The sequence below is a fragment of the Methanomicrobium sp. W14 genome (genome assembly GCF_017875315.1).
Taxonomy (GTDB): domain Archaea; phylum Halobacteriota; class Methanomicrobia; order Methanomicrobiales; family Methanomicrobiaceae; genus Methanomicrobium.
On the sequence record NZ_JAGGMM010000002.1, the window covers coordinates 544,777 to 569,777 of the forward strand.

The 25,001-nt window shown below is 43.5% G+C and carries 30 protein-coding genes; 15 read left to right on the forward strand and 15 right to left on the reverse strand.

Features of this window, described 5'->3' with window-relative positions; genetic code table 11:
• Nucleotides 1-162: 162 nt before the first annotated feature.
• Complete coding sequence (locus tag J2128_RS08485; protein WP_209690691.1) at nt 163-1,422, reverse strand: DUF1015 domain-containing protein; 1,260 nt, start codon at nt 1,420-1,422, stop codon at nt 163-165.
• A 443-nt stretch (nt 1,423-1,865) separates the two neighbouring features.
• Between J2128_RS08485 and rimI the strand changes: the two genes are divergently transcribed.
• Nucleotides 1,866-2,327: a ribosomal protein S18-alanine N-acetyltransferase gene (gene rimI, locus J2128_RS08490; protein ID WP_209690692.1), complete on the forward strand. Its 462-nt coding sequence runs from the start codon at nt 1,866-1,868 to the stop codon at nt 2,325-2,327.
• A 111-nt stretch (nt 2,328-2,438) separates the two neighbouring features.
• On the opposite strand, the gene J2128_RS13025 is transcribed toward rimI, so the two are convergent.
• The 3 genes from J2128_RS13025 to hmgA form a co-directional block, all read right to left on the reverse strand.
• Nucleotides 2,439-2,582: a methyltransferase domain-containing protein gene (locus tag J2128_RS13025; protein WP_209690889.1), complete on the reverse strand. Its 144-nt coding sequence runs from the start codon at nt 2,580-2,582 to the stop codon at nt 2,439-2,441.
• Nucleotides 2,583-2,603: 21 nt separating this feature from the next.
• On the reverse strand, nt 2,604-2,744 hold the full coding sequence (locus tag J2128_RS08500; RefSeq protein WP_209690693.1) for a hypothetical protein: 141 nt from the start codon (nt 2,742-2,744) through the stop codon (nt 2,604-2,606).
• A 571-nt stretch (nt 2,745-3,315) separates the two neighbouring features.
• Nucleotides 3,316-4,521: a hydroxymethylglutaryl-CoA reductase (NADPH) gene (gene hmgA, locus J2128_RS08505; protein ID WP_209690694.1), complete on the reverse strand. Its 1,206-nt coding sequence runs from the start codon at nt 4,519-4,521 to the stop codon at nt 3,316-3,318.
• Nucleotides 4,522-4,567: 46 nt separating this feature from the next.
• Between hmgA and J2128_RS08510 the strand changes: the two genes are divergently transcribed.
• Entirely contained in the window at nt 4,568-5,482 is a 915-nt protein-coding gene (locus J2128_RS08510; RefSeq protein ID WP_209690695.1) for a class I SAM-dependent methyltransferase family protein, read from the forward strand.
• Between the two features lie 60 nt (nt 5,483-5,542).
• Here J2128_RS08510 and J2128_RS08515 read toward each other — a convergent pair whose 3' ends face one another.
• A complete protein-coding gene (locus J2128_RS08515) occupies nt 5,543-6,070 on the reverse strand; it encodes a hypothetical protein (RefSeq protein WP_209690696.1) in 528 nt (175 codons plus the stop codon).
• Nucleotides 6,071-6,439: 369 nt separating this feature from the next.
• Between J2128_RS08515 and J2128_RS08520 the strand changes: the two genes are divergently transcribed.
• On the forward strand, nt 6,440-7,276 hold the full coding sequence (locus J2128_RS08520; RefSeq protein WP_209690697.1) for a mechanosensitive ion channel family protein: 837 nt from the start codon (nt 6,440-6,442) through the stop codon (nt 7,274-7,276).
• A gap of 88 nt (nt 7,277-7,364) precedes the next feature.
• Entirely contained in the window at nt 7,365-7,865 is a 501-nt protein-coding gene (locus J2128_RS08525) for a hypothetical protein (protein ID WP_209690698.1), read from the forward strand.
• A gap of 71 nt (nt 7,866-7,936) precedes the next feature.
• On the opposite strand, the gene J2128_RS08530 is transcribed toward J2128_RS08525, so the two are convergent.
• The 5 genes from J2128_RS08530 to J2128_RS08550 all read right to left on the reverse strand — a co-directional run bounded on the left by J2128_RS08530 (nt 7,937) and on the right by J2128_RS08550 (nt 11,943).
• On the reverse strand, nt 7,937-8,437 hold the full coding sequence (locus J2128_RS08530; protein WP_209690699.1) for a TspO/MBR family protein: 501 nt from the start codon (nt 8,435-8,437) through the stop codon (nt 7,937-7,939).
• Between the two features lie 197 nt (nt 8,438-8,634).
• Complete coding sequence (locus J2128_RS08535; RefSeq protein ID WP_209690700.1) at nt 8,635-9,024, reverse strand: Zn-ribbon domain-containing OB-fold protein; 390 nt, start codon at nt 9,022-9,024, stop codon at nt 8,635-8,637.
• 2 nt (nt 9,025-9,026) lie between these two features.
• Nucleotides 9,027-10,193: a thiolase domain-containing protein gene (locus tag J2128_RS08540; protein WP_209690701.1), complete on the reverse strand. Its 1,167-nt coding sequence runs from the start codon at nt 10,191-10,193 to the stop codon at nt 9,027-9,029.
• Nucleotides 10,190-11,239 carry a hydroxymethylglutaryl-CoA synthase gene (locus J2128_RS08545; RefSeq protein ID WP_209690702.1) on the reverse strand — a complete coding sequence of 350 codons (1,050 nt, stop codon included), beginning with the start codon at nt 11,237-11,239 and terminating at the stop codon, nt 10,190-10,192. The genes J2128_RS08540 and J2128_RS08545 overlap by 4 nt, the downstream gene beginning before the upstream one ends.
• A complete protein-coding gene (locus tag J2128_RS08550) occupies nt 11,233-11,943 on the reverse strand; it encodes a transcriptional regulator (protein WP_209690703.1) in 711 nt (236 codons plus the stop codon). Before J2128_RS08550 ends, J2128_RS08545 begins: the two co-directional genes overlap by 7 nt.
• A gap of 133 nt (nt 11,944-12,076) precedes the next feature.
• Between J2128_RS08550 and J2128_RS08555 the strand changes: the two genes are divergently transcribed.
• The 4 genes from J2128_RS08555 to J2128_RS08570 all read left to right on the forward strand — a co-directional run bounded on the left by J2128_RS08555 (nt 12,077) and on the right by J2128_RS08570 (nt 15,505).
• Nucleotides 12,077-12,745, forward strand: coding sequence for a DUF120 domain-containing protein (locus J2128_RS08555; RefSeq protein ID WP_209690704.1), 669 nt, complete (start codon nt 12,077-12,079; stop codon nt 12,743-12,745).
• Complete coding sequence (gene ribB, locus J2128_RS08560; protein ID WP_209690705.1) at nt 12,742-13,416, forward strand: 3,4-dihydroxy-2-butanone-4-phosphate synthase; 675 nt, start codon at nt 12,742-12,744, stop codon at nt 13,414-13,416. The genes J2128_RS08555 and ribB overlap by 4 nt, the downstream gene beginning before the upstream one ends.
• Nucleotides 13,417-13,651: 235 nt before the next feature.
• Nucleotides 13,652-14,806 carry a PAS domain-containing protein gene (locus J2128_RS08565; protein ID WP_209690706.1) on the forward strand — a complete coding sequence of 385 codons (1,155 nt, stop codon included), beginning with the start codon at nt 13,652-13,654 and terminating at the stop codon, nt 14,804-14,806.
• A gap of 36 nt (nt 14,807-14,842) precedes the next feature.
• Entirely contained in the window at nt 14,843-15,505 is a 663-nt protein-coding gene (locus J2128_RS08570) for a M48 family metallopeptidase (protein ID WP_209690707.1), read from the forward strand.
• 88 nt (nt 15,506-15,593) lie between these two features.
• On the opposite strand, the gene J2128_RS08575 is transcribed toward J2128_RS08570, so the two are convergent.
• Nucleotides 15,594-16,058, reverse strand: a complete 465-nt coding sequence (locus tag J2128_RS08575) for an adenylyltransferase/cytidyltransferase family protein (protein WP_209690708.1) — start codon at nt 16,056-16,058, stop codon at nt 15,594-15,596.
• Between the two features lies 1 nt (nt 16,059).
• Nucleotides 16,060-16,428 (reverse strand): Mov34/MPN/PAD-1 family protein, encoded by a 369-nt coding sequence (locus tag J2128_RS08580; protein ID WP_209690709.1) that lies wholly within the window; start codon nt 16,426-16,428, stop codon nt 16,060-16,062.
• Nucleotides 16,429-16,537: 109 nt separating this feature from the next.
• Between J2128_RS08580 and J2128_RS08585 the strand changes: the two genes are divergently transcribed.
• On the forward strand, nt 16,538-16,984 hold the full coding sequence (locus J2128_RS08585) for a universal stress protein (protein ID WP_209690710.1): 447 nt from the start codon (nt 16,538-16,540) through the stop codon (nt 16,982-16,984).
• A 67-nt stretch (nt 16,985-17,051) separates the two neighbouring features.
• Here J2128_RS08585 and J2128_RS08590 read toward each other — a convergent pair whose 3' ends face one another.
• Nucleotides 17,052-18,464 (reverse strand): dihydropteroate synthase-like protein, encoded by a 1,413-nt coding sequence (locus J2128_RS08590; RefSeq protein WP_209690711.1) that lies wholly within the window; start codon nt 18,462-18,464, stop codon nt 17,052-17,054.
• 46 nt (nt 18,465-18,510) lie between these two features.
• On the opposite strand from J2128_RS08590, the gene J2128_RS08595 reads away from it, so the two are divergent.
• The gene (locus J2128_RS08595; RefSeq protein ID WP_209690712.1) at nt 18,511-19,179 is read left to right on the forward strand and encodes a PHP domain-containing protein; all 669 of its coding nucleotides are present in this window, start codon (nt 18,511-18,513) and stop codon (nt 19,177-19,179) included.
• Nucleotides 19,180-19,189: 10 nt separating this feature from the next.
• A complete protein-coding gene (gene truA, locus J2128_RS08600) occupies nt 19,190-19,984 on the forward strand; it encodes a tRNA pseudouridine(38-40) synthase TruA (RefSeq protein WP_209690713.1) in 795 nt (264 codons plus the stop codon).
• A 109-nt stretch (nt 19,985-20,093) separates the two neighbouring features.
• Here the strand turns inward: truA and J2128_RS08605 are convergent, their stop codons facing one another.
• Nucleotides 20,094-21,023, reverse strand: a complete 930-nt coding sequence (locus J2128_RS08605; RefSeq protein ID WP_209690714.1) for a hypothetical protein — start codon at nt 21,021-21,023, stop codon at nt 20,094-20,096.
• Nucleotides 21,024-21,328: 305 nt separating this feature from the next.
• Nucleotides 21,329-21,952: a DnaJ domain-containing protein gene (locus J2128_RS08610; protein WP_209690715.1), complete on the reverse strand. Its 624-nt coding sequence runs from the start codon at nt 21,950-21,952 to the stop codon at nt 21,329-21,331.
• Between the two features lie 135 nt (nt 21,953-22,087).
• On the opposite strand from J2128_RS08610, the gene J2128_RS08615 reads away from it, so the two are divergent.
• The 4 genes from J2128_RS08615 to J2128_RS08630 are packed head-to-tail and all read left to right on the forward strand — an operon-like array spanning nt 22,088 to nt 24,841.
• The gene (locus tag J2128_RS08615; RefSeq protein WP_209690716.1) at nt 22,088-22,969 is read left to right on the forward strand and encodes a thiamine pyrophosphate-dependent enzyme; all 882 of its coding nucleotides are present in this window, start codon (nt 22,088-22,090) and stop codon (nt 22,967-22,969) included.
• Nucleotides 22,963-24,075 (forward strand): transketolase C-terminal domain-containing protein, encoded by a 1,113-nt coding sequence (locus J2128_RS08620; RefSeq protein ID WP_209690717.1) that lies wholly within the window; start codon nt 22,963-22,965, stop codon nt 24,073-24,075. Before J2128_RS08615 ends, J2128_RS08620 begins: the two co-directional genes overlap by 7 nt.
• Entirely contained in the window at nt 24,075-24,602 is a 528-nt protein-coding gene (locus J2128_RS08625; protein ID WP_209690718.1) for a 2-oxoacid:acceptor oxidoreductase family protein, read from the forward strand. The genes J2128_RS08620 and J2128_RS08625 overlap by 1 nt, the downstream gene beginning before the upstream one ends.
• Complete coding sequence (locus J2128_RS08630) at nt 24,599-24,841, forward strand: 4Fe-4S binding protein (RefSeq protein WP_209690719.1); 243 nt, start codon at nt 24,599-24,601, stop codon at nt 24,839-24,841. Before J2128_RS08625 ends, J2128_RS08630 begins: the two co-directional genes overlap by 4 nt.
• Nucleotides 24,842-25,001 lie beyond the last annotated feature (160 nt).

Genomic DNA, 25,001 nt, shown 5'->3' on the forward strand with positions numbered 1-25,001 from the left:
GTGGGTAGCGGTTAACGGGTTTATCTTGGATGTTTAATTATATCATATGAGTAAAATATAACAGTTGCTAATTAGAACTGTGTATAAAAAATTATTTTTATCGCTCCATTTGCTTTAAAACTAGAAATAAATAATTATGTGGCCTGTTTATCGAAAAATGTGTTAATCCAGGGTATGAATGACAAGCCCCGAGAGGAGTTTTGGTTCAAACCATGTTGATTTCGGAGGCATGATTTCACCATTATCCGCAACTTTTAGGACAGTCTTAACTTTAACGGGCTGCATTGAAAAGGCCGCCTTAAACATTCCCGAATCAACGCTTTCTTCAAGTTCGTGAACAGGTTTTGAACCGCCGAGATACTGAAGACGCTGGTCACCTCTCGGGTCGGTTATCCCGAGTATGTCCTCCATAACTTTTTTCTGGAGGACCGAAACATCCAGAGATGCTATTATGTCATCAGGATTTTCTACCGGCGCCGAAAGTTCATACCATTTTCCGCCCATGTACATGTGGAATACGTGAAGGGGTTTGTCTGTTTTTTTATGCGGAGGTATCTGGGATAAACTGCCGTCAACTTTTTTGCAGGAGTTTATTTCAAAGACCTCCGAGAGTTTATTCAAAAAAGTCTCAGGGTTATAATCCTTCAGATCCGTTACGAGACGCGAATACCCGTATATCTTTACACTGCTTTCCGCAAAGATAACAGCCATGAACCTCCCGGCCTCTTCTGTAACCCTTCCCTCTGCTCTTCTTTTCTGTGCAACGTTTACCGATGATTTGGCACGGTGATGACCGTCGGCAATATAAAGTGCACCTACGTCCTCAAACATAGAGACCAGTTTTTTTACCGGTTCATCGTCAGATATCCTGAACACTTTATGTAATGCACCCGATTCGCTTTTTGCAATGCCGTCCGGGTTTTTATTGGTTATAAGTGATTCTACGTAAGAGGTGATTTCACCGGGGTCGCGGTAGAGCAGAACAACAAGACCTGTGTTTGCATTTGTAGTATCAATGTGCATTGTCCTGTCCTCCTCCTTTTCATAGCGGGTAAGTTCGTGCCTTTTGATTCTGTTCTCCTCGTAATCCTTTACCGATACATCGGCGACAAATCCGGTGTATATGCTTTTGTCCTGTTCTATTCTGTAGACATAAATTCCAGGTTTATCATCCCGCTTTAAAAGTCCGCCTTTGATCATCTCTTCAAGGTTTCTTTTTGCTGTCGCGTAGACCTGCGAGTCTTTCGGGTCCAGGTCCTGCATCATTGCATCAGACCTTATGACTTTCATAAAGCTGTCAGGGTTCTTTTCAATGCATTCACGCGCCTCTTCGGTACTTACGACATCGTACGGAGCTGATGCGATATCAGCAGCTTTTTTTGGAACAGGTCTTATTGCGGGGAAGCTGAATATTTTCACCATAACGGAAAAGTCCTCCTTGTTTTAAATTATTTGTCTGAATTATGCCAGAGTAAGTTATTGCCTATTAGGGTTTATACCTTAATTACCGTTTAAAGGCAGGCTTATTTTATTTTCTGTTTTTATGCATTGTGCACAGAAATTCCATTGGATTGAAGCGCCGGTGGCATTCAGGTTTATCTGCGGGGTACAAATTAAGAGTTTGTGAAACATTATTCTATTGTTTCACTTTGACGTAAGAATTTTTATCATGTATATTTCTCTTTATAGTTTTCAGCGGTGGGGTAAACCGTTCCTCGTTTATTTGTGCAGGTTAAATGGCCTGACCTCTGGTTTTATCTGTTATCTGGGTGCATTTAATACAGAAAATAGAACAAAACTATATCATTAAAATAAAAATAAAATGACTGCACCTTAATTCAGGTGCGACTTTATCCGGTAATCAGATGGATGAAAAAAATATTTCAATAAGAAGGGCAAAAAGAGGAGACCTCCGGCAGATTGTTTCAATAGAAACCAGCTCTTTTAAAGACCCCTGGGACGAATCGGCCTTTGTAGATGCACTATTCTATTCCTCATCAACATTTTTTGTTGCCGAAGCAGAAGAAAAAATTGCAGGATTTGTCACGGCAGGTGTGGAGGACACTTCTGAAGCGGTCTACGGTCATATCATGAATATCGCAGTCCTGCCGCAGTTCAGAAAACTTGGCCTTGGCGGAAGACTGTTGCAGAGAATAGAGTATGAATGTCTGGTGATAGGTGCAGCCGGTGTCCAGCTCGAGGTGCGTGTTTCGAATCAGGAAGCCCGGAGGTTTTACCAGAAAATGGGTTATTCGCAGGTGTTTCTTGTAGGCAACTACTACAGCGACGGTGAAGATGCAATTCTTATGATGAAGTGGTTTGAATAAATGAATTGCTGTCAGGCGGATTCAGTTTTTTGTAGTCCTGCTATAATTATTGCCGGGAATTCCATTTCATCGTCGTTTTCTTCGTAAAATCCGGTCATGACAAATCCTGCATCAAAGAATATTTTCAGAATGCTTCATACGTCTTTTCTTTGCGTTTGGGAAAATTTTGTCAGAATAATCAAAAGCGACTATTTCAGCACCCTTCTTTGCAAGGCACAGGGAAAAATTTTCGTTTCCACAGGCTACATCCAGAATAAGGTCGCCTTTTTTTCTGCGTCAAGCATCTCTTTCGGTATGAGGTCTTACTATATTTCGTTGGAAAGAGTTTGAATCATCGCCCATTTTGAAATCCCGGAAGTCTGCATTTGCTTCCCACCTGATTTTGCTCTCTTCTGTGGTCTCCCTGAAAATGTCCATTATATAACCTGATAACCGTATTTGAAATAGGGCCCCCATTGATTATGATTGTGGTTTTGTATTTTCTGTATCATTTAGAATATGCGTACAGGATTTTCACCGCGTTTTTTGAAGAACCTCAAAAGAGTAAAAATTTAGTAAATCATTATGAAAAAACAGAACGTCTGCTTTCTGCCGGTACCCGGAATTTTTATTGAGGCCTTTTTTTATGTGGATTTGGTCTGCTTTGTGTGAAAATAAATTTAAGCCCGAAATTCAGGTATTTCAAATGTTTTTCCGGCATCGTTCAAATACGGTTCATCTTACATGTGCAGGTAAGGGTTTAGGATCATTTCCGGATATTTTACGGCATCGGCAGACATCACTGGCTGTTCTTTTTGGTGATACTGTTGCATTATCCGGGTACATTTCTGTTTTTTTAGCTCCCGGTAATACAAATATGAATTTTAGTATTATTATATATATGCTTTTTGAAATAATCTGACAAAACGCCCTGTTGAAATCAGGACAAGTGCAGACATAACCTGAAAAAATCCTGGATAAAAATAGTATTTTAAAAAAAGGCAGGAGTTTACCTTCCAAGCTGTTTGTGCGCCCTTGCAAGATGTCCTGCGCCCAGTGCGCCTATAAGAGAAAGTTCGCCTGCAAGAACTGCTGATGCAACGATTTCGGCAAATTTCCTGGAATTGTTGCCCGGCTCTTCCCCGCCGCCGTGGCAGCCCAGCATTTCAAGGCATTCTTTTTGTGTGTCAAGTCCGCTCCCTCCGCCTACTGTTCCGACCTGAAGGGACGGGAGCGTGACGGAAACATATACACCTCCGTCCGTCTGGTCGACTGTGGTTATTGCATTTGACCCTTCAACCACGTGTGCAGGGTCCTGCCCGCACGCAATAAACATAGCAGCTATAACGTTTGCAGCTTGGGCGTTGAAGCCGAGTGCGCCCGAACGTGCTGAACCGACAAGGTTTTTGCGGGTATTGACCTCAGCCATGGTCCTGGCATCAGTCTTGAATATGTTTTTTATCATATCATCCGTAAGAAAGACACCTGCTGCGACCGTTTTTCCTCTTCCAAGTATCAGATTTATTGCAGCCGGTTTTTTGTCGGTACACATGTTTCCGGAGAGGGATATAAAAACAGCACCGGTTTCCTGCCCTATTTTCTGTGCAATCTTTTCGGATGCAATGGTAACCATGTTCATCCCCATTGCGTCGCCTGTAAAGAATTCTATTCTTACATGCACGTTTGTTCCGGTAAGAAAGCATTTGATGTCAGTCAGTTTGCCGTGAGAAGTCGTCTCTTCGGCGATTTTCTTCAGTTCATCTTTGTTGCTCTCTATCCATCTTATAATGTCTATTGCATGGACGACGCTTTTAGCGGCAAAAACCGGTGCCCTTGTCATTCCGTCACGCTGTATTCTTACATCCGCACCGCCCGCTTTTGTAATGGCCTTGCATCCCCTGTTTATTGAAGCGACAAGGGCGCCTTCTGTCGTTGCAAGGGGTATATAGAATTCTCCGTTTGCGTATTCTCCGTTTACTTTGATTTTTCCTGCAACGCCGAGCGGGACCTGAACTGTACCTATCATATTTTCGCAGTTCTTCCTTGCCGCCCTTTCTGCGTCTATCGAAAATTTGCCGACTTTGTCGAATTTGTATCCGGTCTCTTCCTCTATGTACTCCCTCCTGACCGATACAGCCTTTTCTGCCGGCATTTCCTTTTCAAGCTCGTGAATTTTTATGCTGCCGTTTTTTAGCTTTTCGATGTAGTCTTCCATTGCATTTAGTTATTAGTCGGATAAGATACAATATTATGGCGGTTGAATGAAAGAGCAGCACTGGGGAATAAAGGTAGAAAAGTCAAATGGTGAGGCTGTCAGAAAAAGGCTGATAGCTCTTGGAATGTACGATACGGAATTTAAGCCTGTCTGTGAAGACGACTTCATCGTGTTTCCGGTGGTGTCGGAAAAAGAGTCTTCAGGAGAATATATTTTTGAAAAGAGGCCGAAGAAAAGGGAGCCTGCACGGCACGAACTTATTGGTGGAATTGCCGTAATGCAGTCCGACGACCCGGGTGAAGCCGAATACCTCCTGGAATCAAGACCTGTAATACATACAGTCCTTTATTCCAAAAGCCCGGTATCCGGTGAGTACAGGACAAAGGATTTCGTGGTCCTTGCAGGTGAAAATACCACAAAGACGCATTATATCGAGTACAACAACCGTTTTGTAATCGATCTTTCGGCAGCGTACTTTTCTGCAAGACTTGCAAACGAAAGGCAGAGGATATATTCACTTATAGAAAAAAAAGAGAGAATTCTTGACATGTTTGCAGGTGTCGGTCCTTTCCCGGTTGTACTTTCAGAAAAAGCGTCTGTCATTTATGCAGGTGACATAAATCCCGGTGCTGTAGCTTTAATGAAGGAAAATATTGAGCTGAACCATAAAAAAAATATAATACCCATGCTTTTTGATGCGCTTGACCTTAAAGGCATTTTCAGTGCACATTCGTTTGACAGGATTATAATGAACCTTCCTATGAGGTCTGAGGAGTTTCTGGAAGTGGCTTTTAGTCTCTGCAAAAAAGGCGGTGTAATTCATTATTACACTCTTCAGTCCGAAAAGGGGGAGATGCTTGACACACTGGGGCGGTACACAAAAGGCAGGATTTGCGAGAAGGTGGTCAGGTCGTACTCTCCGGCGCAGCACCATGCAGTATATGATATCAACTGTCTTTAAAATGGTATAACCGTCCAGTTTCTTCCCAGCCTGTTTTTTATTTTTTATCGTTATTTTCTATTATATTCTTATTTTCAGGTACCGGTATCCCAGGTCGCCTGCAATGTCTCTCCAGATTTCATCGTAAGGTCTGAAGCGCTTAGATAGCGGAACACTTTTCAGCCTTATCCTGTAGCACTTTAGTATTTTGTAATAATCTGATACTGCAAAGTGCTCCTGTTTTTCCGGAGGAAAGAACATAAAGATGAACCTGTGAGTTGCAACTATCATTCCGGCCATATTGAGTGCACATGCAGACCGGATGTCAGGAAGTGAGAATCCTCCCCCGCGGGGATGGTTGTGCATGAAAATATTCTCCTGGAGCAGAAACATGTCACAGTACCTGAAATCTATGTTGTTTCTTTTTCCGTTCATTCTGAAGAGAAAATTGCCTTCTTTATCAAAAATTACGGCCTTTTCAAATTTAAGGTCCTTAATTTCCCTGACATATTGCAAAAATTCACTTTTAAGCAGAATTTTTCTGCTGTTTTTGACGGGAGCATTTCTGCCTTCATTTTTTGTTGTGTCCTGTTCAGTCTCTGCCCGCATATTGATAAATTTAATTTTAGTTAAATAAACGTTTTGTTAGTTACAATCTTTTGCATCTGCTGGGGATAAGAAAAACCATTATGTATACCGGGAAATATACACTGGACTTGCATTGAGGCAAAATGTCTTTCAGGTTTTTATCTTTGGATTTTGCCTTTTTGAAATATGTGTCGGTTCCCTTAAATGGGAGCAGAAATCTGATTAAACGGGCTAAATGGTATATATATAAATATGACTGCGGGAATTTTTAAAATTCTGTTTTGTCAGTTTAAAAACCTTTGAAATGATCCCCCGGCATATGAGCGTCTGTGCTTTTTCCCTGTGTCATTACCCCGTTTAATCAGAATTATCCGGGAGGTATTAACCGAAATGGCAGATAAAGTGACAGTGGATTTGTCCAGTCTGGGCAGTTATGTGGATTCAGTCAGTTCAGTCTCGTTAGAGCAGGTAATTGCGGCCCTGTTGGTCCTTATAGTGGGTTATCTGGTCATTAAAGTTTTAATGAAACAGTTTGGGAGAATAGGTGAGAAAAATCTCAATATCCCCTCTCTGACAATGCTGCAGCTGACGCGTGCTCTTAAGGTGCTCTTGTATTTTGTCCTTATCATGGCAGTTCTTGGAATTCTTGGTTTTGATATTGATGGAATACTTATAAGCATTACGGCAGGGATCTCGATAATTCTCGGTTTCGGTCTTCAGGATACGATAAACAACCTGGCGTCAGGAATATGGATTTCGGCAAGCCGTGCCTATGACCTTGAGGATGAGGTGACAATTGCAGGTGAGACTGGAACTGTCAAAAATGTCTCTATTATGGCGACCGAACTAAAAAAACTTGACAATACAAGAGTTATAATTCCCAACGGCAAAGTCTGGAACAGTGCGATTATCAATGTCACCAAAATGGATAAGAGACTAATTGTTTTAGATTATGGCGTATCGTATGATACAAATATAAACGATGCGATAAAGGTAGCACTGGACGTCGCAGACAGCCATCCAAAACTTCACAAAGAGCCTGCTCCTATTGTAAGGTTCAAAGAGATGGCTGATTCCTCTATTGTTCTTCAGCTCAGGGTATGGGTTGACACAGATGACTATTACCCTGTAAAATCGGATGTTTTAAAGATGCTCTTTGAAAAACTCACTGAAACCGGAATAAACATCCCATTCCCCCAGGTGGATGTGCATATGAAAGAACAGTGAAATTTATTTTTTATTTTTTCAGATGTTTTCCTACAAAATGATATATATATAATGCTATATATTCCAAATATACGTGGAGGGTTTTCAGATGGGGAGAAAATTGAGGATTTTCGTTGTTTTAATTCTAATTCTTGCTTTTTCAGGGGTTTTTGTTCAGGGAGTTTCTGCGTCACTGTCAGTCCTTGACGAAATGTCTTTTAGAACGGCCTCCGGGATATACCCCGAGAGGCAGTACGTTCTACTGGATTATGATATGACCGGAGGACCAAAAGGAATTGAGATGTATTCCGGTAATGCGAGCATATTCTCGTGGAACACCAGCAATTATCCTGTCCGCATGCATATAGACGAAATTACCGATGCAGCAGCAGACGCCGGTATGGCTTCAGCCGGGCTTTTTATGCCTGAAGGCCCTCTGATGGCTTTCGGCTGTGACAGCAGGGTAGTCTGGGCCGGAATATATTACAAAGAGCACCCATGCCATGATAAGATTATGCAGATTTACGATATAATAGAAGAATCGGCAGAAAGTCTTGGCTATGACGAGGTACCTGTCGTATTTTACAGGGAGAATGTAATTCTTGACTGAGATTTGGCTGATACGGGGAAAAACCCAAAACAGTGGATTATTGAAATCCAATCTTTTTTTACGGAATGTCTTTAAAGTACAACCGGATTTAGCACAAGGACTGCGGCGTTTAAAACTGCCGCAAAAGTCACCCATAATATATACGGGACCAGGAGAACCCCTGCATATCTGCTGACTTTGTATGAAGCGACAATTGTCAGGAGTATGAATATCCAGAGAAATATTATGCCTATGAGTCCGTATAAAGGGCTTTCAAGGCCGAAGAACAAGAATGACCAGCACGCATTCAGTATAAGCTGGACTGCAAAAAAAACTGCTGCAATATTCACGTTCCTTTTTGATATGTCTTCTTTGAGGATGAGGTAAAGGGATATTCCCATCATTATGTAAAGGGCTGTCCAGACCACCGGAAAAAGAAATGAAGGCGGCAGAAACCAGGGTTTTGCCAGGCTGGAATACCATGATCCATCACTGGTACTGGTGAAAAGACTCCCGAAAATTCCGGGAATTATGCATATGACTATTGATACGGCAAGAAGACACGGATTTTTTATAACGTTTATCCTTTTCATCTGTACCTGTCCTCCGGGGAATAAAAACTTCACTTTTTACTTAATGCCGCTTTTGCCTGTATATTCAGGCTTACTATTTTAATGTGTTTTTGTTCCAATATGTAATAGAACTGGTTTATAATATTTTCGTCGTTTTTGCAGATGTTACAGATGAAATAAATCAAAAGCTCTAAAAAAGGGATTTTTATTGAAATTTTTCAGGCCGGGACAAATTTTGTTCCGTATACGATTATACCGCTGTCTCCTTCTGCGGTAATCTTTCTGAATGTGGATTTTACCGGCATCCCGATATATATTTTGTCTATATCGCATATGACAGGGGCAGTGAGCCGTGTTCCTTCGTCAAGCTCTATTATAGCTACTGCAAATGGCGTCTGGATGTCATAAGGCTCGCTTGTCGTTCGGATTATGGAGTACGTGACAACCTTCCCGGTTCCCCTGAATTTATGGTCAACTATTTTTCCTTCTCTCCTGCATTTAGGACAGAGCGATCTCGGCGGGTAATAATATGTTCCGCATGTCTCGCATTTTGTTCCTATCAGGTTGTATCTGTTCTGCTGTTTACGCCAGAACCGCGGTACCGACATCCTTAAACCCTCCTGAATATGCTTGTTACCGCAGTGGCGCCTGTTCCGCCCACATTATGTGACATACCTGTTTCGGCGCCGTCCACCTGTCTCCTGCCTGCCTCTCCACGGAGCTGCATGACAATTTCGCAGACCTGCTTTATTCCTGTTGCACCTACAGGGTGTCCGCAGGATTTGAGTCCTCCGCTTGTGTTTACCGGAAGGTCTCCGTCAAGTGCGGTCCATCCTTCTTCGGTAAGTTTTCCGGCCTCACCTTTTTTACAGAACCCGAGGTCTTCTATGGCGCACAGTTCAGCGATTGTGAAGCAGTCATGGACTTCCACGAGGTCTATGTCCTTTCTTTCGACCTTTGCTGTCTTAAAAGCCCGGTCTGCCGCGGCAACTGTTGCATCCAGCGTGCTGATATCCCTTCTGTCGTGAAGAGATATAGTATCCGAAGCCTGTGTGGATGCAAGGACCTTCACCGGGGTATCGGTAAATTCTTTTGCACGCTCCAGGGGGCAGAGAATGACTGCCGCGGCACCGTCTGTTACAGGCGAGCAGTCCATAAGCCTTAGTGGATCTGCAATAAGAGTGGATTTCATTACGGTGTCAAGGGATATCTCCTTCTGGTACTGCGCAATAGGGTTTCTTGCACCGTTGTAATGGTTTTTAACTGCGACCTGCGCAAGCTGCTCGCGTGTCAGGCCGTATTTGTTCATATAGTCGACTGCTATCATTGCGTAAAGGGACGGGAATGTGACTCCGTATATCCCTTCCCACTCGCGGTCGGCGGCGCCTGCAAGTGCATCAGTGGTCTCTCCTCCGGAAACATCGGTCATCTTCTCTACGCCTGCCGCTATGACGATGTCCTGGGTTCCTGATGCAACACAGTTTACAGCCTGCCTGAATGCAAGACCTCCTGATGCACAGGCAGCCTCAGTCCTTGTCGACGGGATATGGTTGGTCGCAAGGCCTGCGTAGTCCGCTATCAGGGCACCTATATGCTCCTGCGATACAAAGCGTCCCCCGCTCATGTTCCCGACAAACATCTCCTGTATCCTGTCGCCGTCAAGACCTGCATCCTCTATTGACTTAACACCTGCCTCAACGCAGAGGTCACGGAACGAAGTGTCCCATCTCTCACCGAATTTTGTGAGTCCTACTCCAACAACTGCTACTTCTCTCATTTTTGCATCACTATTTTACCCTTGTGTTTTGCGTAAACGGCATAGTCGAGATATACTTTCTCGTCAAGAAGCTCCTCCACAGAAGGAGCGGCCTTTCTGTCAATTTCAGACTCGATTGCATCCGTAACCGTGATGTCGAACGAGTCGCTTCCCGAACCTGACCCGTATGATGTAACGAAAATTCTGTCGCCAGATTTTGCAATGTCAAGAGTTGCCGAAAGCCCTACAGGTACTGCTCCGGAGTAGGTGTTTCCAAGGCGCGGAACTACAAGGCCCGGTTTAATCTGTTCTGATGTAAAGCCGAGCATCTTGGCTGCACTTCTCGGAAACTTTGCGTTTGGCTGGTGGAATATTGCATAATCGTAGTCAGACGGCTTTGTTCCCATCTTCTCCATCATGAGTTTTGCGGCGCTCTGGACATGCTTGAAGTATGCAGGTTCGCCTGAAAAACGTCCTCCGTGTCTCGGGTATGTTTGTCCTTCGCGCCTCCAGAAATCAGGGGTATCGGATGAATACGAGCATGTATCGTTTATTTCGGCGATTACGTCCTCTTCTCCTATGACGAATGCAGCTCCGCCTGCTGCTGCGGTGTATTCAAGGGCATCCCCGGGAGCTCCCTGTGCTATATCCGATCCTATTGCAATCCCGTATTTTATCATGCCGCTTTTTACAAGACCCATGCATGTCTGTATTCCGGCGGTTCCTGCTTTACACGCGAATTCGTAGTCTGCCGCTGTCATCAAAGGGGTTGCTCCTATCGCCTCTCCCACTGTAACTGATGTCGGCTTTACAGCATATGGGTGCGATTCGCTGCCCACGTAAATAGCACCGATATCCTCGGGGTCTATCTCCCTTCTGTCAAGAGCGTATCTTGCAGCGTTTACAGCTATTGTAAGCGTATCTTCGTCAAGGTCAGGGACTGATTTTTCCGTCACACCTAGTCCTTTGGCGATTTCGGCGCCGTTTGCACCCCATACCCGCGCTATTTCTTCTGTTTTTATGCGGAATTTTGGAATGTATGCACCGTATGTTAGAATTCCTACCATGGTTCTTCCCTCAGTACTTTGACAATCCTGTCTGTATCCATTTCTGTCGTAAAAAGTGTAATTTTGTCTCTTAAAGCGAGTTCAGGGACTATGGGGTGAATTTTTTCGGGTGTTATACCCTGAAGAATTACACAGCGCGGCTTGAATGGAGTGACCCGGATTGCTATCATAGGCGATTTGCCTGTAGATACGTTTGTAAAAATAAGTGCTCTCTCTGTGCTCCAGCCGTAAATCTTGTTGAATTCCGGAGCGGACAGAGATACTATGGCATTCAGACTGTTGACAACCGTATAACCGTAGATTCTGTGATCAGTTGAGCCTTCAATAAGCCTGCAGTCTATTGAATCACAAAAACTTTTGAGCGGAATGGAAGTGTCATAGTCGTGCATGTCATAAATAACGTCATCATCAAAATCGCTGTAGAGAATATTGGCGTACTTTTTCATGTACCTGCCCCCGTTCTCCTCATCGATTTTGAGAATTGTTTCAACAATCCTTCCGACTACTGCTGTTCCGGGACTTTTCCTTCTGCCACCTTCGTAGTCTGAAATGACAGACGGTGAAAACCCGAGTTTTTCTGCCAGAACTCCCGGTGGAATGTTGAAATTCATTCTCCACTTTCTCAGGGCGTCGCCGGGTGATTCTGAAAGCGTAATCTCTCCTGCCATTTTTTCGGCAAGACGGTTCCGCAGTGCGGATTTCATATTATTATATGAGATTTTACTACATTATATAATTAGCGAATATCCATTCGTCATTTCACGAAAATTATTGACCTGAGAAGATTGTGTCAGATCAATACCCATATATGTTAAGCATATCATATGTGGTATGAGAATGATTACTGCAGAAGATCTTTTGTTTCTTAAAAAGATGGGCCTTATGGGCGGACTTAACGGTCAGGTTCTGGTCTCCTCTCAAAAACTTGCAGAGTCACTTAAAATGAGCCCCATGACTGTTTCCCGCAGGTTGTCATCACTTGAAAAAGAGAATTACATAGTAAGGTCTGTGAGACCTGACGGTCAGTATGTTGCAGTCACGCGTCTTGGCGAAGACGCTTTAAAACGGGAATACGCGGATTATAAAAAACTTTTTGAGGACAATTCGGGAACTCTGCTTATAGAGGGCGAAGTCATAAGCGGACTTGGTGAGGGCCGTTATTATGTCAGTATCCCCGGCTATGTGGACCAGTTCCGGAAAAAACTTGGTTTTGGACCTTATCCGGGGACTCTGAACCTGAAGATAGACCCGTTCAGTGTAAGTGTCAGGAAAAGGGCTGAGCTGCACAGCTGGGTCGATATAGAAGGATTTCAGGCTGATGACCGGACTTTTGGAAGTGCAAAATGCCTTCCGTGCAGAATAAACGGGTATAAATGCGCAATAATCGTTCCCGGCAGGTCACATTATCCTGACGACGTTATAGAGGTAATATCCGAGGTAAAACTTCGTGAGAAGATGAATCTTGAAGACGGCAACAGGGTAAAGGTTGAGGTTTGTATAAGATGATAGACGATGCAATTGAATCATTGAAAAACGGCGAATTTATTTTGATTTATGATTTTGCCGACAGAGAGGGAGAAACTGACTTTGCAATACGCTCTGATGCAATAAATCATGACAGCATCAGAAATATGAGAAACGATGCGGGAGGCCTCATCTGCACTTCGATACATTCGAAGGCTGCTGAAATTATGGGTCTTCCTTTTGCAAGCGACGTCTTAAGGCCGACCCATCTTGCGGAAAAAGACGGTGATATTCCTTATGACAGGGCAAACCACTCGTCATTCTCCCTGTGGGTTAATCACAAGGATACTTTTACAGGTGTTACTGATATAGACCGTGCACTGACTGCCAATAAACTCGCAGAGCATGTAAAGCACGCGATGAACAATGACCCTCTGGACTTTCCGGCAGAGTTCAGAACTCCGGGGCATATGGCGACTCTTCGTGCGAACGACAAACTTCTTGACGTAAGGCGCGGTCAGACCGAACTTTCAATAACTCTGGCTGAACTGGGAGGAATCAACCCATGCGTAACCATCTGTGAGATGCTTGACGACAGTACAGGAAGAGCTCTGAAAAAAGAAGATGCTATGAAATATGCCGATGATAACGGGCTTGTATTTATTGGCGGCGATGAAATAGTAAAGTTCTGGGAAGACAATAAAGTCTACTAAAAAAATAATTCCGCCACTTTCATTTTTTTGAAACAGGAAAGACTCCCAGGTTTGATATGCAGTAATTAAATCAATTTTAAAGGGAAAACCAAAATAATATATCCTACTCGGTCGTAATATAGAAATCAGGGTCGTATCTGGAATTTATTTCAGAGAATGGTGAATTAATCAGGAAAATTTTATTTGCCGGAGGAGGTGTATTCGTATAGATTCGAATCTGCATAATACCGGATATTTGTCCGGGACAGCAAAGAAAACTGAAATTGCATCAGAAATTCTTTGCAAAATGCTTGCATCTCATGCCGTAATTCCGCAGGGTGAGGCTGAAGCAGGGGAGCCTGAAGAGTGCCCTTTTGCGGAGCAGTTAATGGAAATTTTTGTTTTATCCCCTGAAAAGGTATTTTTTGTCTCATCTCCTTCAAAAGAGATTGTATATGTAAACCCTGCGATGGAAAAATGGCTTTCGTCATACGGTTTAAAGGCATTAAACAGCAGAATCTCCGATATTTTTTCACCTGGTGAATTGTATAAATTCTGTCTAAAAGATATAACGGTACCGGAGGACTGTTCTGCTGGAAAAAAGATCTCTGTTCTTTTAAAGACAGAAGGCATTCAAAAAGCAGAACTTACGGCTGTTGATATATCCGGCGGAAAATATTCACTTATTCTGGTTTATGCAAAGGAAATTTCGGGTACCAGGACAAATAAAAGGGCTCTGCGTGAATCAGAAGTCCAGTGCAGTTCGGCCATTAATGCGATTCGCGATGGAGTTGTTGTTGTTGACAGCGACATGAATATTACAATGTGCAACAAGGCCTTCTCGTCTGTTGTGTCGTCAGGAAGCCTTTCCGGGGAGGTTCTGGGTAAAAAACTCGGGGAAGTGGCCGGTTTTCTTACCGGAAAACTTGGTCTGGAATATAAATTTGTATTTACTTCCGGGGAATCTCTTGACAATACGGTGAAATACAGGCATGAAGGTGGTCTTACATACTACGAAGTTATAAAGAGCCCTGTTTTTGGCAATGACCATGTGGTTCAGGTTGTTACAATACTGCGGGACAGGACGCAGAATTATAATCTTGAAGAGCTAAAAAAAGAGGCTTTTTTCCAGATTGAAAAAAATATGGAGCAGTTTGCAATATTAAACGATCATATAAGAAATCCTCTCCAGGCAATTGTAGGCCTTGCAGACCTTTACGGCGGAGACATGGGCAGTAAAATTATCTCCCAGGCCCACGAGATAAATGATATTGTGACGAGGCTTGACACAGGCTGGATAGAATCCGAAAAGGTAAGGGATATGCTTTCAAAACATTATGGAATTACACTGAAACGCCGCCCGAATGTGGAAAGCCCCATCGGAATGCTCAAAACCAATGAGGTATACTGATATCTGTTTCAGTTTTGTTTACAGCCGGATTTAGGAATGATTCTTGATGGCATTGAAGTATCGGTCGTGAGAAAGCCTGTAAAATATGTACGTATTTCTGTTCTTTCAGACTGTTCTGTAAAGATTGTCGCACCAGAAGGTTTTGAAGCAGAAAAAGTCTTTTATGAAAAAAAGAACTGGATTTTAAAAAAAATAAAACAGAAAACCGAGATATTTAACCAGAATCAGGAAAATTCCGGTATGATGCTTTTTTTCGGGTCTTATTTCACGCTTTTTTCAGGTAATTCCTGTTGTTTTGATTATGAAAACATGACCGTGGAATATCCTTCTGTACGTGAATTCAAAAAGTATGTCAGGAAAAAACTGGCGGAAGACCTTGACAAAAAGACTGCCGATGTATCGGCACGCATGGAAGTTAAATATTCAGGATTTGGCATAAGGCGCCAGAAAAGCAGATGGGCAAGCTGTTCGTCTTCAGGCTCGCTTAATTTTAACCTTCGAATAGCAGCCCTCCCTGACTATTTAAGAGAATATATCGTAGTCCACGAGCTGGCGCACATAATTGAACATAACCACTCGAAAGCTTTCTGGAGGGTTGTCGAAATGTTCTGTCCTGAATACAGGAAGTACCGTAAGGAACTTTCAGGTTACTGGTTTTTAATAGAGAACAACAGAATCTGGAGAATTCTTCTGGAATGAAATTTTTTAAAAATTGTTTGTTGAAAAGTTATTTGCTGAATATAATTATTCTGAAATTTAAGAAATGCCTTTTGAGGCAGAGTTTTTTTCAGCCAGTAGTTATGTTATTTTTTTCGCCGGAGGGCTTGTTGTGGCAGCGTTTTTTTAGAATCTGATGCATAATGCTTCTTGAGCTTGAAAAACCATTGTCTTCCTTATACCCGGAAATTTTTACCACTTCAGCTTTGATTCCCCTTTCTTCAAGTTTTGCTTTAAGTTTTTCAATATCGAAGTACTGGTTGAAACCGATCGTGATTATGTCAGGTTTTATATCTTCTATCGGCTTTAACATGTCTTCTATATCGCCAAGACGTGCATTGTCGACGACTCCGAGTGAACTGACCATGAAAAGCCGCTGCTCCTCCGGGATAACGGGCTTTGGCTTGTGCTTTATATTATGGTCTCTTGCGATTATTACATAGAGTTCGTCGCCCAGTTTTTTTGATTCCGTAAGGTAGTATATGTGACCGGGGTGCAGGATATCAAAAGTCCCTGTTGCAACAATTCTTGTCATTTCATATTACCTCCAGGTCGTAGGGTTCGCCGTTTGCCCTGAAGCATTTCCATGTCATCTCTGTGTACGGCGCTCCTACGATTATGTGGTATCTTCCTACTTTCGGGAAGAATCTTAAGTCCGCATCAGACGGTCTTACAGCACCGCTTGGGTGCGAGTGGGCGCTCCCTGCAGTGTTTGTCCCAAGCGGCAGCATAAATGTGTCAAAACGGGCGCTTGACCTTCCGGAAATGGTTCCGGGAGCAAGTTCCAGTTCGTGGATAATGCCGTCTTTTTCCTTTAAAATTGCCAGAAACTCATTAGGGTGCTGACTTTTACCAAGTTCAAGAAGCGTCTTCAGAACTTCTGTTTTAATCCTGATGTCCGGCATAAATGTAATATACGTTTAAATTGCGTCACTGATAATTGTTTCATTAAACGGATTACTTAATTTGGCTTTTTGGATAGAATTAATAATTTTAAGGCCATTAGATCAAATCATGTACTCTAAAATTCTGGTAGCAATCGACGGCTCTGAATCTTCCGTAAAAGCCCTTAAAAAGGCTATAAATATAGCATCTTCGTGGAATGCAAATCTTTACGGGTTATATGCCATAAATGTGGGCATATACGGGACATCAATAGTTGACCCATCACTCGGAGTGTCAGACCCTTCCTCTGACAAAATATTTGACCTTCTTAAGACTGAAGGCAATGAAATCCTTAAAAATGCAAAAAAAATTGCCTCGGAGGCAAACTATCCTGTCGAGTTTATATCCCGGTTCGGTGACGCCAGAGACACTATTCTTGAGTATGCTTCTGATATTTCTGCGGATCTCATTATAGTCGGTTCTACAGGAAAGGGAAAAGCACAAAGGTTCCTTCTCGGGAGTGTGAGCTCTGCTGTTGTAGTGAACAGCAAAATCTCAGTCCTTGTAGTCAGGTAATTTTACCTGCGTTTTTTCCGGGGAAAATTAATTTTTTTAATTCTCTTCAGAAATTAAAGTCGGCGGCTTAAAAATGTCCGTCCTGGTCAAAACTGCGGTTAAATTTTATCGATAGTTCTGCCTTGTATAGTTCCTTTCCAAGGTATGCAGCATGGTCCAGAAGTGAAACCCTGTCTGACTCCATAAGTGCGTCGAATATGTCCTGCCATTTTTTTGCCTTGAAGGCAGTTCCTTTATGGACTGCAACGATGTATTCCCCCTCGGTTCCGATTTTGACGTTTCCGGCAGGGTCGTTTGTAGTATGGCGGGAAATATTGTCGACAAATATTTCTTTTTTATAATCAAGCGTAGGTGTAATTCTTCTGCGCTTTTCCTTTATGCAGAAAAGGGATATTCCAAGGTCTTTGGGGTATGGCCTGTCTGTCATCAAAGCCATCATTTCAACAGCCCGTCTCATTTCACGGACACTTCCTTTTGTTTTGTCAGAGTGTTCACTTGTAAATATAACCGATGCATTTAACTCTTTTGCCATGCCTGCAAGGAGTGCGTTGACACCCGGAGAGTCCGCGTCAATCAGTTCGGTCACGTTTCCTGCACCGAAAAAAAGCGGTGTTTTACAACTGCGGAAACCTTCAAGAGATTTTACAAGACCTGATCCGGCAGGCTGAAGCAGGGGATCGGCAATAATTTTTTCAATTCCGGCATCTTTTGCTTCATTTATATTTTCATCAAGGCTTTTTTCAAGAGGAACTATAACGACGGTTTTTTGAGCTTTTGCAATTTCTCCCGCGACAAGAGGAATGTTGTTCTCGTGGAGCGAGAGAAATATGTCTGCATAGGGTATTGCGGTTCTGATAAGGCCCGGGTCCTGGGTATCGCAGGCAAATATTCCTTTTACGTTTTTCAGCGACTCAAATGTCTCTGCCACATCCTCAGGAGATGCATCAAAACCGAACCCGAGGTCAACTATATCCGCTCCTGATTTAAAAAAATATTCAACTATCTCTTTAAGTTTTTTCTGTTTATGGGCGTCCATAATCTCTGCAAGAACCTTGATTCTTGATTTTTTTCCGATTTTAAGTCCTTTTACCTCAAAATCGTAATCTGCTTCTTTTTCAAGGGTTTCAAGTTTGTCGTAAGCATCCCTTTTTTTGCTCTCCGAGATGAGTTCGTCTGCCGGGACACTTTTTGAAAGTATGAGGCTGTCAAGTGCTCCCAGGACAATTCCCAGGTCGGCCGCATGGCGCGGCCCCATAAATACCGGTACTCCTGTTTCCCTTTCAACCCCCGAAAAATCGGCAGAGCACATCCCTGAAACAAGAACCATGTCGCATGGTTCTTCAAGAACAAGTCGCTTTAATGTTGCAGGTGTTAAGAATGCCGCGATTTTTCCGGATACCGTGATTCTTACGTCAAAGCCTTTTGAGGCCTCTTTAACGATTGGGTATGCAAGAGAGCCTGTTGGCAGGAGAATCTTCATTGTAGCTTGAATTAATATGCAATAGGTGAAAAATACTACTGATTTGATGCTGAAGTGTGATCTGCATGTCCACACCAATTTCTCCCGAGACGGTGAAAGCAGCGTAGAGGATGTGCTTAAAAGGGCGGAAAAGGCAGGCCTTGATGCGATAGCAATCGTTGATCACGATACTGTCGAAGGTGCGCAGTATGCAAAAACTCTCGGTGGGAGTGTTCTTGTAATTCCGGGAATAGAGGTCTCCACAAAGCAGGGTCATCTTCTTGTTATGGGCGTAGACAAACCGGTCCCCGCCGGCCTTGATTTTTATGAGACTGTCAGGATTGCAAGGGAGGCGGGTGGTCTTCTGATACTTCCGCACCCGTATCACCAGTGCAGGCACGGGGTTGCGAGAAAGGTAAAGAACGCAATAGAGGTGGTCGACGCTGTTGAGTCGTTCAACAGCAGATATATTGTCGGATCAGCCAACAAAAAGGCCGGAATAAAAGCCAGGTTTTTCGGGAAACCGTGCGTTGCCGGAAGTGATGCGCACAACTGCCGATTCGTGGGATATGGTGTAACGAAAATTGAAGCGGAAAAAAATGTTCCGTCAATTCTTGCGGCTATAAAGGCCGGAAAAACGGAGCCCGGTGGAAAAATGACCCCTCTTCGTTCATATACAAGGCAGTCACTTAAAAACACGAAAAGAAAAATTATACGCAGGGTTCACAGAAGATGAGGGGGTATTAATGAGGATTGCCTTTGAGGTCTCTTATATCGGGACTGATTTCTGCGGTTCACAGCAGCAGCCGGGAAAAAGAACTGTTCTCGGTGAAATTATCCGCTGCCTTTCTGAACTAAACCTTTTTTCCTCTGAAAAAAAAGACGCTCATATAGTGTTTTCCGGGAGGACGGACCGGGGCGTCCATGCAAGACGACAGATTCTTGCTTTCAATACCGACTTTCCTGAAAGGGCTGTTGCCGCTGCGAACAAAAAACTGCCGCCTGATATCAGGTTTAAGGGCTACTGCATGGTTTCCGAATCGTTCAGTCCGCGTTTTGATGCCAGAAGCCGTACATACAGGTATTATTTTCCCACAGATGTCCCCGGGATTTCATATGATGTTTCCCTTATGAAGGATGTGGCGGTACTTTTTAAAGGAGAGCATAATTTTATGTCTTTTTCAAAATCTTTCGGAAAAGACCCGAAAAGGGTTATTCTCTCGTCAAAAGTTTCTGTTGATGATGACTTTCTGGTATATGAAATCTGCGGGTACTCTTTTCTGTGGAATATGGTCCGCTGCATTTCGTACTGCCTTGATTCTGCGGGAAAGAAAGAGATGACTCTCGATACGGTAAAAAATGCACTTGACAACCCTTCCGGGAACAGGTTTCCTGCAGCACCACCGGAAGGTCTGATTCTATGGGATGTTGACTGCGGGATAGAATTTACGCCGGTAAATCTTCATGAAAAAAGTATTTTATTCTCAAAAGAGCTTGCAAGGAGCAGTTCACAGCTTAAAAAAATGTCTTTTGTCTGGTAAAATCCGTGTGGTGCCTTCAGACCGAAAAAACCAGTAATCAATACAGGAATACAAGAAAAACCATTTAAAAAAGGAAAATATATTTTTTTCTTAATTTATTTTTGCATTTTTATGCCGCTACCAGTTCTACCCCTGACGGTATCATAATTCTTATGAGCCAGGAGGGAATAGATGCCGATGTCTGGGCTGTTACCCTGAAGTCGTCCCTGTTTGTTACAACGCCCAGGTAAGTTGCAGTAATCTGGTAATCAGTGTCGTATACGGTTATCCCGAGAGTTTTTATTATTATGTGCTGTGCGGGGAAGGTCGCCGTCTCGCCTGTTGAAAGCGTTCTTCGGTCATTGTTTATTTTAAGAGTTACAGAACCGCCGCTGCTGATAGCACTGACAGGAATCCCCCCGAAGTCAAGGGAAGTGTCGTCAGGGACAAGGACATCATATGTTGTGGAATATGAAAGCGGGTATCCGTATGCACTTACGTTAGTGTTTCCCGTTATAAGTGATACATATCCTGCCGCAATTACTGCCAGAATTATAACTATTACGATAAGAATATTTCTTAATGTGTGGCTCTTTTTGCCGTTGGTCTTCTGCTCTTCCTTTTGTTTCTTCAGTATGTCCTTTTCGATCTCGGCTCTTTTCTTCTCATCTTCAAGGCGTTTTTTCTCCTCTTCACGGGCCCATTCATCACGTTCTTTCTGCTTTTTCGCCTCTTCTGCAAGCCTCTCCTTTTCAAGACGGTCCATTTCAACCTGTTTCTTCTTTTCCTCCAGAAGTCTTGCCTCTTCCGCACGTTTCTGGGCTTCTATCTCCTCGTATTTTTTTGCTTTTTCAGCATCTTCCTTCTCTTTCCTCTCGGTCTCTATTTTTTTTCTTTCTTCCTCCCTTATTTTTTCCAGTTCCTTTTCTGAAAGGCCTGTTTTTGGAGCCTCCGCCGTTGTTGTGTCAGGCTTTTTTTCAGCTTCATCCGGAAGTCTTACTGCGTCCGAAATCTTTTTGGAAAAGCCTTCCAGTGATTTTTTATCTGGCAGTTTTACCATATTAATTCACCTTTAATGATGACATATCCTTATAAATATTTAAGCTGTTCGGGTTATTTTCAGACTTTTATTAAAGATGGAAGTCACGAGTTATCTGTTATGGACGTATCTGAAACTATTGTATTGTGCGCATATTATTATGCATAAAAAAGTATTGTCCGGGAATACGCAGGTTTTAAATTCACATTTTTATCCGGCTGTATGGAATGATTTTTTAGGTGGGAAGTACCTGATAATATCCCTTAAAATCCAAAAATATTAAATTTTACTAAGTAATTTGTTCTGATTTACTGTTTTTGGAACTTTCAGGGATTTCTGATTCTGTACGGCTTATCATCGATAACAACGTATTCCGTGTCATTTGTGTGGTAGTGAAGAGCGTTTTTAATCCTGTATTCTTCGCCGTTGATAAGATATTTTTCCTCGTTTCTGCACGTGAACTTCCGGATTTCTCCAACGTTTATCATCTCGTCGCCGTCTATTATGTATTCGGTGTTTCCGGCTATTATGTGGCGGGCGTTTTCAAAAGTTCTCTTTAAACCGTTTACAAGATAGCTTTCGGGTTCATCCGAGTAATACTCAAGGTCAGCCATCTTTGAAAATTCGTCGCCTTCATCTGTGTCGCAGTTCCTGTCATCATTTTTGGTGTAACTGTTTTCCGTCTGGTTTTCAGGGCCGGGTTCGTTTGAAGATAAACTGCGTGATTCCTTGAGCAGTCTGTCATAATCGCTTCTTTTTGCGCTGTCAGAGAGAGTTTCGTATGCCTCATTTACTAGTATGAACATCTTTTTTGCATTCGGGTGCGTGGACGTATCAGGGTGAAATGCCCTTGCAAGGCTTCTGTATGCTTTTTTTATCTCGTTTTCGTCTGCATCGTCGTCAATACCAAGAATCTCGTAATAATCTTCTGTATCCTCTCTTTCAGGCATGTGTTTCTCAGATCTGAGTATTTTTTTCATATATGATAATTTCTGCTGCACGAAGCCGGGAGGGCATGGCCCGACAGTGTGTTCAGCCAAACTATCATTATAAATGATGACAAATTTTTTAGTGAGGTTATAACATTGGCTGACATTCCTGAGGAGGAATTTATATTAAAAACAACATCGGCATGTGCAGGGTGTAGTGCCTCTCTTATTCTCCGCTATGTCACAAAAGCGGCAGGAAAAGACACTGTCCTTGTCGTTCCCGCATGCTGTACAAGTGTAATTCAGGGAAAATATCCCGATACGGCTGTGAATATACCGGTATATAACGTTGCTTTTGCATCCGCGGCTGCTGTCGCATCCGGTATGAGCGAAGCTTTCAGGGCTGTAGGGAAAAAGACCAATGTCATCTGTTTTGCAGGTGACGGCGGAACCGTGGATATCGGAATACAGGCGTTATCCGGAGCTTTGGAGCGTGGAACAGACTTCTTGTACGTCTGTTATGACAATGAGGCCTATTCCAACACTGGTATGCAGAGGTCAGGTGCGACTCCTATCGGTGCAAGGACGACCACAACGCCTCTCGGAAAGACTGAATATAAAAAAGACCTTGATGCGATTGTTCAGGCGCACAATCCTGTATATATGGCGACTGCGTGCAGTGCCTACCCTGTTGACCTGTATAATAAGGTAAAAAAGGCCCTTTCGATACCCGGCCCAAAGTTTATGCACGTTTTGACACCGTGTCCTCCCGGGTGGAGATATCCGTCTGAAAAGACTATCGAAGTTGGAAAACTGGCGGTTAAGTCCGGGATGTGGGTCCTTTATGAACGTGAATACGGAAAGCTTTCCGTGACCGGTGCCTCAAAGACTGCAATGAAAAAGAGAATACCGGTAACCGCCTATCTGGGAATGCAGGGCCGGTTTAAGACTGCATCGGATAATGACATAAAAATTCTTCAGGAGCATGTCGATATGAACATGAAAAGGCTTGAACAGGAGGAAAAAGGAGTATGCTGACGGTATCTACCGGAAACAAGGCCGTAGCAACGGCTGTAAAGGATGCAAAGCCGGTCGTTGTAGCTGCATATCCTATAACTCCCCAGACCGAGGTCGTTGAGGAGACCGCAAACTATGTCGCAACAAAACAGCTTGATGCACACTATATCCCCGTTGAGTCCGAGCACTCGTCTATGGGTGCATGCATAGGTGCTTCTGCAACAGGAGTCCGGACTTTTACTGCAACAAGTTCGCACGGACTTGTATACATGTGCGAGATGCTTCATATGTCCGCCGGTGCACGTCTTCCCATAGTAATGGCGAACGCCAACCGTGCACTGGGACCTGGCTGGAATATCGGAGCGGAGCATTCCGATTCCATGTCGATGAGAGACACCGGGTGGCTCCAGGTCTACGTTTCAACGGTTCAGGAAGCCTATGACATGACACTTATGGCTTTCCGTATTGCAGAGAACAACAATGTCCTCCTGCCCGTCATGATAAACCTTGACGGGTTTTTGCTGACTCATATTACGCAGCCTCTTGAGACTGTAGAGCCCGGCGACTTTATCCCGCCGATAAATCTGCCGCATGCAATAGACATCAACAATCCCGGCGGCTACGGTACCCTGACCCCTTCGGATGAGCACTTCAAATTCAGGTATGACATCCAGCGTGCGATGAGGGATTCAGTGGCCGTCATAAGAGATACACAGGCTGAATTCGGGAAACGCTTCGGTAGAACTTACGATATCTACGAGGAATACAGGACAGAGGATGCCGAAATTGTTGTCATTGCAATGGGCACGATGGCAAAAGAGGCAGAAGTCGCAGCAGACCTCTTAAGGAAGGAAGGAATAAAAGCCGGATGCATCCGTGTCCGCTGGTTCAGGCCTTTCCCCGATTTAAGCGATGCAGTAAAAGGAAAGGATGTCGTTGTGATAGACCGTGACTGTTCGTTCGGTTACGGCGGAATTCTTGCAAACGAGATCCGGGCAAAGACGGGATGCTCTCCTTTCAGCGTGATTGCAGGTCTTGGCGGTCAGGAAGTCACTTATGATGATATTGCAGGCTTTGTCAGGAGAAGGAAAGCCGGTGAAGAGTTCTGGTTCGGAGTTGATGAGTGATGTATGAAATAAGACTTCACTCAAGGGGGGGCCAGGGCGGTGTGACTGCTGCAAAACTCCTTGCCCAGGCAGCTTTTCTTGACGGGAAATATGCAACAGCAACTCCTCTTTATGGTGCCGAAAGGCGTGGTGCACCCGTGGTTTCATTCATAAGAATAGACGATGAGCCTGTAAGGATTTACTCGCAGATAAGAAAGCCTGACCTTGTGATAGTCCTTGACGCCTCGGTTATGCAGACTGTTGATGTTATGCACGGTATAAAGCCTGACGGGAAAGTCCTGATAAACAGTCCTCATAAAATGGAGTTTGGTGGTCATAAAGTCTATAATGTGGACCTTACCGGAGTTGCCCTGTCTCTTGACCTTGTAGTCGCAGGAAATCCTATATTAAATACACCTCTTCTGGGTGCCGTGGCGAAGATGGGCCTTGTGTCCCGGGAGTCGGTAAGAAAAGCCATAGCTGGTTCGTTTAAAGATAAAAGAAATGCTGATGCCGCACTTAAGGCATACGAGGAGCTGGTGTTATGAGTGCAAAACTCGCCATATCAAGACCTAAAAAGGGAGCTTCCGGAAATACCGGGTCATGGAGAACGTTTCGGCCTGTTGTATCTGATGAAAAATGTAGCAGGTGCGGAAACTGTTATCTCTACTGCCCGGACGGCGCGGTAGATACAGAATTTGTCATAGACTATGACTTCTGCAAGGGATGCGGCATATGCGTAGAGGTCTGCCCGAAAAAAGCGATAATTATGGTTCGTGAAGACTAAACTTTATTTCCTTTTTTTGGCATTTCAAAAAATCATTTCTATATTATCTACAATAACTATATAGACTAATTATTTTTGGATCGTTAATATTTTACATTGATGGAAGGATACTTCTAACTGTGTCTGGGTACGGCATGATATAGAGAGTAGTCAGCGCAAA

Excerpts from the sequence above, each read along its gene's own strand:
- J2128_RS08590 (WP_209690711.1), bottom strand. The coding sequence starts at position 18,464 with ATGAAGATTCTCCTGCCAACAGGCTCTCTTGCATACCCAATCGTTAAA.
- J2128_RS08630 (WP_209690719.1), top strand. The coding sequence starts at position 24,599 with ATGAGTGCAAAACTCGCCATATCAAGACCTAAAAAGGGAGCTTCCGGA.
- truA (WP_209690713.1), top strand. The coding sequence starts at position 19,190 with ATGAGGATTGCCTTTGAGGTCTCTTATATCGGGACTGATTTCTGCGGT.
- J2128_RS08620 (WP_209690717.1), top strand. The coding sequence starts at position 22,963 with ATGCTGACGGTATCTACCGGAAACAAGGCCGTAGCAACGGCTGTAAAG.
- J2128_RS08510 (WP_209690695.1), top strand. The coding sequence starts at position 4,568 with ATGAAAGAGCAGCACTGGGGAATAAAGGTAGAAAAGTCAAATGGTGAG.
- J2128_RS08540 (WP_209690701.1), bottom strand. The coding sequence starts at position 10,193 with ATGAGAGAAGTAGCAGTTGTTGGAGTAGGACTCACAAAATTCGGTGAG.
- rimI (WP_209690692.1), top strand. The coding sequence starts at position 1,866 with ATGGATGAAAAAAATATTTCAATAAGAAGGGCAAAAAGAGGAGACCTC.
- hmgA (WP_209690694.1), bottom strand. The coding sequence starts at position 4,521 with ATGGAAGACTACATCGAAAAGCTAAAAAACGGCAGCATAAAAATTCAC.
- J2128_RS08625 (WP_209690718.1), top strand. The coding sequence starts at position 24,075 with ATGTATGAAATAAGACTTCACTCAAGGGGGGGCCAGGGCGGTGTGACT.
- J2128_RS08520 (WP_209690697.1), top strand. The coding sequence starts at position 6,440 with ATGGCAGATAAAGTGACAGTGGATTTGTCCAGTCTGGGCAGTTATGTG.
- J2128_RS08570 (WP_209690707.1), top strand. The coding sequence starts at position 14,843 with ATGATTCTTGATGGCATTGAAGTATCGGTCGTGAGAAAGCCTGTAAAA.
- J2128_RS08485 (WP_209690691.1), bottom strand. The coding sequence starts at position 1,422 with ATGGTGAAAATATTCAGCTTCCCCGCAATAAGACCTGTTCCAAAAAAA.
- ribB (WP_209690705.1), top strand. The coding sequence starts at position 12,742 with ATGATAGACGATGCAATTGAATCATTGAAAAACGGCGAATTTATTTTG.
- J2128_RS08580 (WP_209690709.1), bottom strand. The coding sequence starts at position 16,428 with ATGCCGGACATCAGGATTAAAACAGAAGTTCTGAAGACGCTTCTTGAA.
- J2128_RS08530 (WP_209690699.1), bottom strand. The coding sequence starts at position 8,437 with ATGAAAAGGATAAACGTTATAAAAAATCCGTGTCTTCTTGCCGTATCA.
- J2128_RS08555 (WP_209690704.1), top strand. The coding sequence starts at position 12,077 with ATGATTACTGCAGAAGATCTTTTGTTTCTTAAAAAGATGGGCCTTATG.
- J2128_RS08550 (WP_209690703.1), bottom strand. The coding sequence starts at position 11,943 with ATGAAATCCGCACTGCGGAACCGTCTTGCCGAAAAAATGGCAGGAGAG.
- J2128_RS08595 (WP_209690712.1), top strand. The coding sequence starts at position 18,511 with ATGCTGAAGTGTGATCTGCATGTCCACACCAATTTCTCCCGAGACGGT.
- J2128_RS08525 (WP_209690698.1), top strand. The coding sequence starts at position 7,365 with ATGGGGAGAAAATTGAGGATTTTCGTTGTTTTAATTCTAATTCTTGCT.
- J2128_RS08545 (WP_209690702.1), bottom strand. The coding sequence starts at position 11,239 with ATGGTAGGAATTCTAACATACGGTGCATACATTCCAAAATTCCGCATA.
- J2128_RS08610 (WP_209690715.1), bottom strand. The coding sequence starts at position 21,952 with ATGCCTGAAAGAGAGGATACAGAAGATTATTACGAGATTCTTGGTATT.
- J2128_RS08605 (WP_209690714.1), bottom strand. The coding sequence starts at position 21,023 with ATGGTAAAACTGCCAGATAAAAAATCACTGGAAGGCTTTTCCAAAAAG.
- J2128_RS08515 (WP_209690696.1), bottom strand. The coding sequence starts at position 6,070 with ATGCGGGCAGAGACTGAACAGGACACAACAAAAAATGAAGGCAGAAAT.
- J2128_RS08585 (WP_209690710.1), top strand. The coding sequence starts at position 16,538 with ATGTACTCTAAAATTCTGGTAGCAATCGACGGCTCTGAATCTTCCGTA.
- J2128_RS08535 (WP_209690700.1), bottom strand. The coding sequence starts at position 9,024 with ATGTCGGTACCGCGGTTCTGGCGTAAACAGCAGAACAGATACAACCTG.
- J2128_RS08575 (WP_209690708.1), bottom strand. The coding sequence starts at position 16,058 with ATGACAAGAATTGTTGCAACAGGGACTTTTGATATCCTGCACCCCGGT.
- J2128_RS08500 (WP_209690693.1), bottom strand. The coding sequence starts at position 2,744 with ATGGACATTTTCAGGGAGACCACAGAAGAGAGCAAAATCAGGTGGGAA.